This is a genomic window from Prochlorococcus marinus XMU1404, from assembly GCF_017696175.1.
In the GTDB taxonomy this organism is placed as follows: Bacteria; Cyanobacteriota; Cyanobacteriia; order PCC-6307; family Cyanobiaceae; genus Prochlorococcus_A; species Prochlorococcus_A marinus_X.
Window position 1 is genome coordinate 141,123 of record NZ_JAAORE010000003.1, and the last position, 12,613, is coordinate 153,735.

Below are 12,613 nucleotides of genomic sequence, written 5' to 3' on the forward strand. Positions count from 1 at the left end.
ATATGAAAATAGGAAATTTTGAAATTGGTCTCAATAATCAGCCATTTGTAGTTGCAGAAATGTCTGGAAATCACAATCAATCTCTTGAAAGGGCTATTGAAATTGTTGAGTTTGCTGCAAAAACAGGTGTTCATGGACTTAAACTTCAAACATACACTGCTGATACAATTACGATTGACAGTCAATCTGAAGAATTTTATATACGAGATAAAGACAATTTATGGAAAGGTAGGTCCCTCTATGATTTGTATAGAGAAGCTCATACTCCCTGGGAATGGCATAAACCAATTTTTAAAAAAGCAAGAGAGCTAGGGTTAATTCCCTTTAGTACGCCATTTGATTTTTCATCTGTAGATTTCCTTGAAACACTTGATGTACCTTGTTATAAGATAGCTTCTTTTGAAAATACAGACTTATCACTTATTAAAAAAGTTGCCTCCACAGGTAAGCCCCTAATTATTTCTACTGGTATGGCTAATATATCAGAACTACAAGAATCAATTTCAGCAGCAAGAGAGTCCGGTTGTAAAGATTTAATCTTATTAAAATGCACTAGTACTTATCCTTCTCTCCCTACAAACAGCAACATTTCTACAATCCCGCACATGCGAGATTTATTTAAATGTGAAGTAGGCATTTCTGATCATACTCTAGGGGTTGGAGTATCAATAGCTGCAGTTGCGATGGGTGCCACATTTATAGAAAAACACTTTACAATTTCTAGAAAAGATGGGGGTGTTGATAGTGATTTTTCGATGGAACCTAATGAAATGAGACGACTAGTTGAAGACTCTAAAAGAGCTTGGCAAGCGAAAGGAGAAATTATGTATGGTCCAACTAATTCTGAAAAAAAATCATTAAAATTCAGAAGATCTATTTATGTTGTCGAAGATATTAAAAGAGGGGAATTATTCACTTCACAAAATATAAGATCTATAAGACCTGGTTTAGGTTTGCCAATAAAATACTTAGAAAAGATTAAAGGTAGGCAAGCAAAGTTAGATATTAAAAAAGGGACCCCACTTTCTTGGGAACATTTTTAACTTTAGACTTAATTATGAGAAAGTTTTCAGTATTAATTTTAGGGTGTGGAAATATTGCTAGTAGATTCGATAAAGAGATCAAAAAAGGTTTTAAACCTAAAACTCATGGTGGTGCTTTTTTTGAACACCCTGGTTTTTCTATTAAGGCCTGCATGGATATAGATAAAGAGAAGAAGTTGGATTTCATGAAAAAATTTAATGTTAAAAAGGGTTTCTGCAACCTTAAAGAATTATCAACTTATCAAGAAGAATTTGATGTAATAAGCATATGTTCTCCAACTAGCGAACACTTTGACTGCATTAATACTGCATTAAAACTGAAGCCAAAAATTATTTTCTGTGAAAAACCAATTTCAGAGAATGTTGCCAAATCAAAAATAATTGTTGAATTATGTAAAAACGCAAAGATAAATTTAGTAATTAATCTAAGTCGGCGGTTTGATAAAAAAATATCCCTCTTAAAAAAACAAATAAATCAAAAAACAAGAGGAGATTTATTGTCAATAGTAGGATTTTATAATAAGGGAATCTTAAATAATGGGATACACATAATAGATCTTTTTCGATATTTACTTGGAGAAATAAAAATCAAGTCAGTAGGGAATTTTTTTATAGACTTTAAAAAGGATGATCCGACTATCCCTCTATGGATGACTAATAGAAATAATATTCCCATCTTTATAGGTTGTAATAAAGCTGAAGATTATTCTTTTTTTGAAATGCAATTTATATTTTCAAGAGGAGTTTTAAATATTGAGAATGGTGGCCAAGTATGGAGAGAGAGGAAGGTTATCAATAGCACTGAATATGAAGGTTATAAAGAATTAGATAATGGTAATTTTTTTGCAGGAGGAGATTCTGAATGCATGATTAATGCTGTAGACAACATTTATAAAAATTTACTTTTCAATGAACCTTTGATTTGTACAGGAATGGATGCCCTAAATGCACAAATTCTTTGTGAAGAGGCTAAGATGAAGTCAACAAAAAATTGAATTTACCTTCAATTCTATGAACTACGAGAAGCCCAACCTTGCTCTTTTTGGAGGTAACCCAGTTGTCAAAAATTGCTTTAAACCTTTTAACCATATTGGAATTGAAGAAAAGAATGCGGTTCTGGAAGTCATGGAAAGCGGCGTTTTATCCAAATTTTTAGGCGTGTGGCATGATGATTTCTTTGGTGGTCCAAAATTAAGGCAATTTGAAAAACTATTTGCAGAAAAATTTAAAGTTAAGCATGCTATTGCAGTAAATTCAAGTACATCGGCATTAATTTCAGCAATAGGTGCTATAGACATACAACCTGGAGACGAAGTTATAGTCAGCCCATGGACTATGTGTGCCAGTGCTACAGCTATTCTTCACTGGAATGCCATTCCAGTTTTTGCGGATATAGAACCACATACTTTCAATATTGACCCTGAATCCATCAGAAAAAACATAACAAAAAAAACGAAAGCTATTATGGCTGTAGATATATTTGGCCATTCTGCCAACATTAATAGCTTAAAGGAAATTGCTATAGAGCATGATTTAAAAATTATATCTGACACTTCGCAATCTCCTGGAGCATTATATGAGGGTAATTTTGCTGGGACCATTACAGAAATAGGTTGTTTCAGCCTTAATTACCATAAACATATACACACTGGCGAAGGAGGAGTTTTAGTAACAAATGATGATGAGTTATGTGAAAGATTACAATTGATAAGAAATCATGCTGAAGCAGTTGTTGAAGCAAAAGGTTATAAAAATTTATCTAATATGATTGGTTATAACTTTAGATTGGGAGAAATTGAGTCTGCCATAGGTTTAGAGCAATTAAAAAAATTATCAAGAATTGTGAAAAGGCGCCAAGAAATTGCGAACATTCTTTCCAGAGGTTTAAAAGATCTTGAAGGTCTTAATGTCCCTTTAGTTAGAGAGAATTGCACTCATGCCTATTATGTTTATCCTTTAACCATCGATTCAGATAAGTTAGAGATTAAGAGTAAATTAATATCTAAAGCCCTTGCTGCGGAGGGAATTGAAGGCTTCTCATCCAAGTATGTAAATTTACACCTACTTCCCATCTTTCAGGAAAAAATCGCATATGGCAAAGGTGGATTTCCATGGAATTCTGAGCTCTGTGATAGAAATATAAATTATGATTACGGTATATGTCCTGTGGCTGAAGGTATGCAAGATAATAAATACTTAGGTTTTTCTATGTGCCTAAATGATTTATCTAATCAAGATGCAGAGAATATTGTTAATGCATTCCATAAGATCTGGTCAAATTTAGATTTACTGAGAAACATATAAAAATATAATTTTTTTCTTCCCCCCAATATAAATAATGAAAAAAAATACTAAAGACAAAAAAACTTTAGATATTTTTTTTAAAAATTTAACTCTACCTATTGGTTTAGTATGCAATGATGCAGGATCAGCAAATTTAATAGTAAATTGGTTTAAAGAATACCAACAAAATAAAAAAATATTATGTCACGTTAATGGACCAGCCAAGGAAATATTTCAAAGTGAATGTCCTGAGATAAAGAATTTACCTTTGGATACTCTAATTAAATCTGTAAGAACACTCATAACAGGAACAGGATGGTCTAGTAATATCGAATACAATGCAAGATTAAAAGCAAGCAAAAAAAATGTCTTGAATATAGCTGTACTGGATCACTGGACAGACTATAAAAAAAGATTTACTAGAAACTCTATAGAACACTTACCAGAAATTATTTTGGTGAGTGATGAAATAGCTTTAGAAAAAGCAAAAAAGATATTCCCAAATATAGAAATTTTATTTTTAGAAAATCTTTATCTTGAAAATCTTGTTCTTTCAATTAAAAAAGGTAAATTACATAATCAAAATAAATCACATAAGATTTTATATGTCTTAGAGCCTATAAGGGGAGATTGGGGAGATTTAAAAACTCTAGGAGAATTTCAAGCTTTAGATTATTTTATTGAAAATTTAAATTTATTCGGTTCAATTAATGAAATTGAAATCAGGCTAAGGAAACATCCATCTGAATCAAATAATAAATATTTATCATGGCTTAAAAAAAATAAAGAAATAAATGTTTCAATGGATATTAGTAGTTCATTAATTGATTCAATAAGTTGGAGTGATACAGTAGTTGGTTGTCAGACTTTTGCAATGGTAATTGGACTAAAAAGTGGCCGAAGAGTTGTGACTTCTATTCCGCCAAATATGCCAAAATGTGTTCTTCCACAAAAAGAAATAAAAACTATAGAGCAACTAAAAATTTAAAAAATTATTGTTAACTTAAATCTCAATTTTTAAAATTTAAATAAAAAAAGTACAAATTTTCATAAATATTACCTATTCGAACTTTGTGTTAATATTAATTCGAAGTTGCATGCCCATAAGTGAAAAAATTTGAAACTGAACAAGAAAATTTTTGGGCAGGTGAATTTGGCAATGACTATATAGAAAGAAATAAAAATAGTGAACTAGTTGAATATAATTTAAATCTTTTTTCAAAAGCTTTAGGTAAAAAAAATAATTTTGCAAATTGTATAGAGTTTGGATCAAATATTGGCAATAATATTAAAGCCTTAAAGAAATTGTATCCAGACCTTGAATTTCATGCCGTAGAAATAAATGAAGAAGCCATCGAAATATTAAAGGAAGAAATACCAAATGAAAATATTATTAAAAATTCAATTTTAAATTTTGAATCTGATCAAAAATGGGACCTTGTCCTAATTAAAGGTGTTCTTATTCATATTAATCCTTCAATGCTGGAAAAAGTTTACAAAATACTAGTAAAAGCTACCAACAAATATTTGCTTCTAGCAGAGTATTATAGTAGAAATCCAGAAACTTTAGATTATAGAGGATTCGAGGAAAAATTATATAAAAGGGATTTCGCTGGAGAGATTTTAGATTTATATCCCGAGATGATTTTAATAGATTATGGATTTGCCTATCATAGAGATACTAGATTTCCACTTGATATCAATTGGTTTTTACTAGAAAAATCATAAGAAATTTATTTTCATAAAATTAATATGTACTATCATAAATGTTTAAAAAATAGTTATTTGTATAAATTAGTAATGGAAACTTATACATTCAAATTAATTAGAAAAAATGGAAGCTTTATTCTTAATTCTCAACTATAAAGAGTATGAAAAAAATTTATTAGTATAAATTATCCAATGATATATGTACAAAAATTTTATTTTTAAAAAAAAATCAATAAGTATTCTACATGAATATATTGCCAACAATATATCTTTCTACTTCGACTTTTTTAAGCATAGAAAATTATATAAAAAAATAAGTTCATTAATAAAAGATTCACCGAAATTCAAATCAAATGAAAGTTATTTAATAGATGGTCATTTTTATAATTTTGGATATTTTTTTAGGTTGCAATTAATGAGGATGGCAACTGAATCTTATAAAGGGAGGGAAATAGGTTATATATGGAATTATAATCAAAAAGAATGTACAGCTTTTCTTAAATATTCTGGTATTAAAAATATAAAAAAAATTCCAAATAAAATTAATAATTTAATTATTGAAAAAGCAAAATTATTATTTGAAGATTTAAATTGTGCTGAAGACATTTTAAAAATAAAATTGCCTAATAAAGTTCCTTCTAAACATCTATATGATTACATTTTAAAAAAGCAAATGGCAGGTAAAGTAAATATCAAGGATAAAAATCTTATTTTTTATATTGCTCAATATATACAATCTATAGAATTTGCTGTTGAACTTATAAAGGAAATCAAACCCAAAATGATATTTATGAGTCATCCAATTTCTGTACAATGCTCCCCTCTTTGTTGGATTGGTTCACAAAATGGGATAAAAGTATTTACATTATTTGGTCAATATGGTGTGCCAAGATACTTTAAATTTGAAAAACCTGAAGATATATTTATTGGGATAGATAGACCAATGAAAAAGGATTTAAATAAATTAAATAATTCTCAAAAAAATCTTCTACATGATATTGGCAACAAATATATTGAAAACAGATTATCCGGCACCCCATTGGATGATTTGTCTGGAAAATTAGCCTATAACTGCAAAATAAAAAATATTTCCGAAATCATAAAAAACAAAAAAAACAAACCAATTGTAGCTGTTTATGCAAGTTGTTGGTTTGACTGTCCACACATATATGGCATGGATAGATTTAGAGATTTTCAGGATTGGATTTTAACAACTTTCAATGAAGCTGTAAAAAACAAAAATTATATTTGGCTGTTCAGATCTCATCCTGCAGATGAATGGTATGGAGGGACAAAACTCACGGATATATTACCTAAAAAGCTTCCCAATCATATTTTTATCTTACCAACTGAAATTTCTGGCAAATCAGTATTTGATATATCAGACGGATTAATAACATATCATGGTACTGCAGGAATAGAGTTTGCGGCAAAAGGTAAACCAGTTCTAATAGCTGATAAAGGTTGGTATCATCACGCTAATTTTACTATTTTCCCAATTTCGCGAGAGGAATATATTTATTTCCTTTCTGAAAATTGGTTATCTAAAATTAATTTAAAAGAAAGTTCTTTTAATGCAAAAATATTTGCAGGATTTTATTTTTGTAAACCATCTTGGCAAAAGAATTTTTTTATTCCTGATGACTTTAATAAAGAAAAAAATAAAAAAATGATTTCTTTTAATATCGATAATAAACAAAATTTAATTAATAAAGAGGTTTCATATATGAAAAAATGGATAGAGTCTGACATCTCTGGATACCATACTTACAAGATGTTAAATACTGATTCATATACTTTTACAAATTAAGTTTTAAAATATTTTTAAGATCAAAATTTAAAATAAATTCAAGAAAAATTATCTGTTTTTATTATTTAAAAATAGATTTAAAGAATTTATTACAGAATTAATCCAAAATCTAATTGATTATGAAACTCGCCGTTATAAAATAAATGGTCAAATTTTTTACCCTCTAAAGAAAATCCGTTTTTTTCTAAAACTTTCATGCTAGCAATATTATTTTCGGCTATACCAGCAAAGAGCTTATTTAAGCCATAAAAATTCTTAGATATTTTTATAATTTCTGATACAGCAAAAAATCCAACACCTTTTCCCCAATAATTTTTATTACCAACAAGATATGTAATTTCGGCTCGTTTATGAATAGAATTTATTCCTTCAATGACTATATTACCGATATGATGATTTTGGCAGAAAATTCCATACAAATCAATATCTTTATTAGATATACATTTTCTGACATATTTTTTCTGTCCTTCAAGTGAAAATGAGCGATATTGATTATCAGAATACTTTATTACTTCAGGATCCTTAAACCAATCAACATAGTTTTGATTAACATCATTCTCTTCCAAGATTTTTAATTTAAGATCTAAATCGAGCATAATTTAAATATTCAAAGGAAAGAATTTAATCTAGTTTCTTAAATCTAGATTTAAGAAACTTTTTTGCATAAATAATCTAATCTTCTTAATTCTATGTTTTCTTTATCTTTATTTCTAATCACTTTATTTGTATTACTATCATAAATCTTAATTACTTTATATCCATATTTATTTAATAGATTTTCGAAATCATTAATTGACATATAAAACATATCCTCAGTAGGTGTATAAAATATTCTTTTTGAGAAAATCCTTATAAAAAGATGATAAAAATATAAAATCGTAGCTTTTAAAAAATTTTTACCTTTATAAAAATATTGAATTTTTCGGATTATTGATTTTTCTCTCTTATAAAAATTTTCTTCTATTTCTGGTAATTCACCAATATATAATGTTCCACTATTTTTCTGTAGTTTTGAAAAATTTCTAAGACTTTTTTCTACAATTTCTAATGTAAAGCCATTTAAATGTAATACTGAATTACAAATTATAAAATCAATATTATTTGATTTTAGATTGGATGAAGTCGTAAGACCTTTTACAATTTCAATTTTCTTATTTAAATCTTTTGTTTTTAAATTTTTCCTCGTAAGATTTACCTCAGAGTTTGAAGGTAATAAACCAGTAAGATTATCACTAAATTCTACTAATTCTGACAAAAATGAACCATCGCCACAACCAAAATCAACAATAGATTTATAATGGTTTTTATAATTTTTTATATTCTTTATTACAAATTTAATTCTTTTTTGGGTAAGTCCAGTTGACTTACCTCTGCCATTTAGAATATCAGTATTTTTAAATTGACCTTTATTAATTCTACTTGCAAGATCTTCATAAAATTCTGAAGCTTTTTTTACTCTTCGAATCGACATATTAATATTTTAATATATAAAAAATTAAACAAATTAATACTAACAGAAGTTTAATTTTTATCAAAATTTGAGAGATATTTTTAATTCTTAAGATATGATTTTTATAAATTTAATTATTCCAAAAACTTTTAAGTTTTGAAAAATAAAATTATAAATGGTTTTAATGATAAGTTAAGCACTCTAAGACACTATATAAAATTATTTTTTTTTAAAAGTCCAATGAGCGAAAATTTATCATTACTATATTTATTTTATGATTTAAAAGCAAAAATTATATTTAAATTTAAAAAATTTGAATTATTTAAAACTAAGACAAAAGAAACAAAAGAATTTAAGAAATATGGCTTTACAGTTTTTACAAATAGGATTATTAGAAAAGAATGTAATTCAATTTTAAAAAAAATCAAATCCTTGGATGACCCATGGGATTCAACAAATAAATTTAAAGATTCTGCAAGTGAAATATTTAAAACACAACTTATTTCAATATTTAAAAATGGAATAGATGAATTTATAAAGTCTGTTTTTGATTCTGATTACTATATTTTTTATCATAGTCTCTACAAATCAGAAAGACTTACAAAAGAAAAATCTCCTCAAGGATCTCAATTATGGCATGCTGATGGCGGTCCAGGTAATTGCATAAATTTAATGATTTGTCATAGCCATATTGATGAATCAAATGGTTCTATGAAAATTATTGAATGGGAAGAATCAAAAAATCTGCTTGTCAAATTACATTATGATTATAAAAATTTAGTTAGGAATACTTTAAGTATTAATGATTTTAAGAATAATAGAATTTTTTCAAGAGAAATAAAATGTTCCTTATTAAAAAAATATATAGAAGAAAAATCAATAAAATATTTTCAACCTGAATCAAAAAATTCTGGTGCGATTTTCGCTTTTAGAAATAATTGCGTTCATGCTGGTGGTTTCACAGAATTTGGAAGTGAAAGAATTGTAAGCATAATGCATATTTATCCCTCAATTAATAGATCATCATTGGATGAAAAATTCAACAAATTACATTTAAAAACAAAGCCTTACCCATTATTTCAAGATCTTCCCAAATAATATTTAAATAAAATTAGAGAAAAAAATTTATTTCTTACTTTTTCCTACAAAGATAATCAACCCTTCTAAGCATTTTTTTATTTTTTTCATTATCTGAAATTATTTTATTAGTACTACTTTCAAAAACTTTAACAATAACATAATCGTATTTATTTAAAATCTTTTCAAATTCGTTTATTGGTATTGAGAACATATTTTCGGAAAGTCTATAGAAGATTCTTTTTGAAAAAAGTCTTAAAAAATAATGATAAACAATTAAAATTAAGCTCTTAATATTCTTTCCTTTTATGAAGTAAATAATTTTTTTTAAAATTGATTTTTCACGCCTATAATAATCCTCCTCTATTTCAGGTTGTTCACCTATATAAAGTAATCCATTTTTACTTTGTAGTTTAGAAAAAATCTCTAAACTTTCTTCAACTATTTCTAATGTAAATCCATGAATTAAAAAAACTCCATTACAAATAATACAATCATATTTCTTTTTTTTAAAATTTATTTCTGTTGTTGAACCTTTAATTACTTTAATACTTTTATCTAATTTCTTATTTTTTAAAATTGATCGAGTAAGATTAACCTCACTTTCTGAAGGTAAAACACCATATAAATCATTACAAAATTCCACAAACTCAACTAAAAAAGAACCATCACCACAACCAACATCGAGAATAGATTTAAATGATTTTCTATATGAGATTAAATTCCTTTTAACATACTGAATTCGCTTTCGCGTCAGACCTTTGGATGAACCTCTACCATTAATAAAATCAGAATTTTTTAATTCTCCATTATTTACTCTAATAGCTAGATCTTTATAGATTTCAGAGGCTTTATTTACTTTCCTAATTGCCATAAAAAAGAAATTCTAAACTTATCAATTGTATATTAACTTGTAAGTATCTACTTAAATTAATTTTAATTTACTAAATAACTAGTTATTTAATAAAATACGTTTAATCTAAATGAAATTATCTAATAATGATTAAATCATTAATAACTAAACTAATCTTATCATTTCTTAAACCAGAGAATAAAAGAGCAGGTAATAGACCTATAAAAGAGATCTTAAAGCTGCCAATAATATTTGATGTCACTTCTTATCTAATTCAACTTAGATATGTAAAGAGAATATTAGATCTTAGTTATTTTCACAATTCATCTAAATATATTAAAGAGGTTAAGGATTATAATTTTTCAGTGACTAATAATAAGTTAATTACTAGAAGTAGAAGAGCAGAATTATACTATCAAATAAGCTCCATAATAATAAACAATTTATCAAGAAAAAAAATCTTAATTATAGGTCCAAGGAATGTTCAGGAATTATATATGGCATGGCTATATGGTTTCGAGTGGAAGGAGATAACTGCTATAGATTTATATAGTACGCATCCAAAAATCAAAGTAATGGATATGCATAATATGACATTTAAAGATGAATCATTTGACTGTGTAGTCATGGCTAATACTCTTGCATATGCTGATAATACTGAGAAAGTGATTCATGAGGTTTCTAGAGTATTAAAGCCAAAAGGAATCTTCTCATTTGGCGCTACTTTTAATCCTGCCCCTGGAGTTTGGAAAGGTTCAAAAATAGATGGCAAAAATATATATGACTTTTTGAAGTCTGCAGGAATGCAAATATGCCTGCATTTACCAGAGGAAAAGATAACTTCAAGAGGACTAAATCAAACAACTAATAATTTCAGTGCTCAAAAAATTGATTTAAATGAAAAATTGACTGATAACTTTAATCTTTGATTTAAAATCAAGAAATAATTTCAAAAATTTCTAAACTCTTTTTTTCAGTATATTTTTCTAAAAATTAACATTTAGTTTTTATCTTACTTATTAAATTTATAAGGAGTTTATATTCCCCGAAAAAAAAATTTAAGAATACCTAGGATTATAACTATTTTTTATCTTCGATATTTTAAATTAGAGTTGATTAATTTAAAAAGTATCAAAAAAATAAATTTTTATATTGGGGCCCATAAAGGTAAAGACTCCCAATATTATCTAGGTAGAGGCTTCAAAGTTTTTCTTTTTTTAACTTTTTTTAACTGCCAATTGGTTTGATACGCACGGAAAGAAGGATTAAATTATTAAAAATTAATCCAAGTTTTGTTGTGAAGAATCCATCTCGGCGAAACAATAAAGTAAAAAGAAAAATTAAGTGGAGCCAAGCGGATTTGAACCGCTGACCCCCTGCATGCCATGCAGGTGCTCTACCAACTGAGCTATGGCCCCAATTGATAAAAATATAAGAACAAAATGCCAATATTTATTAATATTTAAACAATGTGAAAGAATTAATCTTAATTGAGTAAGAAAAAAGATTTTTTGCTACCTTTATCAAAGATTGATTATTAAATGATTGAAACTGATCTAGTACCGAAAGATTTTAATTATTCTCAATATATTTTTGCAAATAATATAAATAAAATTCTTGATCTCGATTCTATTCCAAAAGATCCAAGTATAAAATTTACCAAAGCAAATAACGCTTCAGTAAATCCCAATAACATAGTACCTTTTGCTGCTGAATTAGATGACTTATCTAGATTACACTTTATTGCAAGAGATAGGAAGGTTAATACAATTCTTGAATTTGGTGTAGGCAAAAGCACAATAGTCTTGTCTCATGCACTTTCAATTAATAAAAAAGAGTATAAAGATATTGTTATTAATAATTTCAGGAAGAATAATACTTTTCAAATTTATTCAGTCGACAACTATAAAAAATGGATAAAATTATGCAAAGCAAAGATAAAGGATTTAAATTTTGACCCGGAAATTACTAATTTCCACTTTTCTAAATTAATAATGTCAGATTTTTGCGGAAGAATTTGTACTTTTTATGAAAATTTGCCAAATATAAGTCCGGATTTAATTTATCTAGATGGCCCTGATCAATATTCTTCTTTAGGTGATATCAGAGGAATTTCAACAAGAAATTCAGATAGATTTCCTATGGCAGCAGATATTATTTCAATCGAACATTTCCTACATCCTGGAACATTAATAATTGTAGATGGTAGAACTGCAAATGCAAGATTTTTAAAAAGCAACTTCCAGAGAAAATGGTCTTATTTTTATTCTGAAAAATGGGATCAACATTATTTTGAATTAACTGAAGAACCATTAGGTAAATACAATAAAGCTCTAATTGACTTTTGCTTAGGGAATAATTTTTTCAAAAGGTTAAAAAATTAACTT

At 27.0% G+C, this 12,613-nt stretch carries 12 protein-coding genes and 1 tRNA gene; 9 read left to right on the forward strand and 4 right to left on the reverse strand.

Features of this window, described 5'->3' with window-relative positions:
* The first annotated feature begins 2 nt into the window (after positions 1–2).
* From pseI to HA144_RS07055, 6 genes are all read left to right on the forward strand, one after another.
* Entirely contained in the window at positions 3–1,043 is a 1,041-nt protein-coding gene (pseI, locus tag HA144_RS07030; protein WP_209043375.1) for a pseudaminic acid synthase, read from the forward strand.
* 14 nt (positions 1,044–1,057) lie between these two features.
* Positions 1,058–2,038, forward strand: coding sequence for a Gfo/Idh/MocA family protein (locus tag HA144_RS07035; protein ID WP_209043376.1), 981 nt, complete (start codon positions 1,058–1,060; stop codon positions 2,036–2,038).
* Positions 2,039–2,054: 16 nt separating this feature from the next.
* Positions 2,055–3,347, forward strand: coding sequence for a DegT/DnrJ/EryC1/StrS family aminotransferase (locus HA144_RS07040; RefSeq protein WP_209043377.1), 1,293 nt, complete (start codon positions 2,055–2,057; stop codon positions 3,345–3,347).
* Between the two features lie 34 nt (positions 3,348–3,381).
* The gene (locus HA144_RS07045; protein WP_209043378.1) at positions 3,382–4,314 is read left to right on the forward strand and encodes a hypothetical protein; all 933 of its coding nucleotides are present in this window, start codon (positions 3,382–3,384) and stop codon (positions 4,312–4,314) included.
* Between the two features lie 119 nt (positions 4,315–4,433).
* A complete protein-coding gene (locus HA144_RS07050; RefSeq protein ID WP_209043379.1) occupies positions 4,434–5,054 on the forward strand; it encodes a pseudaminic acid biosynthesis-associated methylase in 621 nt (206 codons plus the stop codon).
* A gap of 403 nt (positions 5,055–5,457) precedes the next feature.
* On the forward strand, positions 5,458–6,846 hold the full coding sequence (locus HA144_RS07055; RefSeq protein ID WP_209043380.1) for a hypothetical protein: 1,389 nt from the start codon (positions 5,458–5,460) through the stop codon (positions 6,844–6,846).
* 89 nt (positions 6,847–6,935) lie between these two features.
* Here the strand turns inward: HA144_RS07055 and HA144_RS07060 are convergent, their stop codons facing one another.
* Positions 6,936–7,442 carry a GNAT family N-acetyltransferase gene (locus HA144_RS07060; RefSeq protein ID WP_348535049.1) on the reverse strand — a complete coding sequence of 169 codons (507 nt, stop codon included), beginning with the start codon at positions 7,440–7,442 and terminating at the stop codon, positions 6,936–6,938.
* Positions 7,443–7,492: 50 nt separating this feature from the next.
* Entirely contained in the window at positions 7,493–8,317 is an 825-nt protein-coding gene (locus HA144_RS07065; RefSeq protein ID WP_209043382.1) for a methyltransferase domain-containing protein, read from the reverse strand.
* Positions 8,318–8,536: 219 nt separating this feature from the next.
* Between HA144_RS07065 and HA144_RS07070 the strand changes: the two genes are divergently transcribed.
* On the forward strand, positions 8,537–9,394 hold the full coding sequence (locus tag HA144_RS07070; RefSeq protein ID WP_209043383.1) for a hypothetical protein: 858 nt from the start codon (positions 8,537–8,539) through the stop codon (positions 9,392–9,394).
* A 34-nt stretch (positions 9,395–9,428) separates the two neighbouring features.
* Here the strand turns inward: HA144_RS07070 and HA144_RS07075 are convergent, their stop codons facing one another.
* Entirely contained in the window at positions 9,429–10,247 is an 819-nt protein-coding gene (locus tag HA144_RS07075) for a class I SAM-dependent methyltransferase (RefSeq protein ID WP_209043384.1), read from the reverse strand.
* A 125-nt stretch (positions 10,248–10,372) separates the two neighbouring features.
* Between HA144_RS07075 and HA144_RS07080 the strand changes: the two genes are divergently transcribed.
* Entirely contained in the window at positions 10,373–11,155 is a 783-nt protein-coding gene (locus HA144_RS07080; RefSeq protein WP_209043385.1) for a class I SAM-dependent methyltransferase, read from the forward strand.
* Between the two features lie 416 nt (positions 11,156–11,571).
* On the opposite strand, the gene HA144_RS07085 is transcribed toward HA144_RS07080, so the two are convergent.
* A tRNA-Ala gene (locus HA144_RS07085) sits at positions 11,572–11,644 on the reverse strand.
* A gap of 123 nt (positions 11,645–11,767) precedes the next feature.
* Between HA144_RS07085 and HA144_RS07090 the strand changes: the two genes are divergently transcribed.
* Positions 11,768–12,610 (forward strand): hypothetical protein, encoded by an 843-nt coding sequence (locus HA144_RS07090; RefSeq protein ID WP_209043386.1) that lies wholly within the window; start codon positions 11,768–11,770, stop codon positions 12,608–12,610.
* Positions 12,611–12,613: the final 3 nt, after the last annotated feature.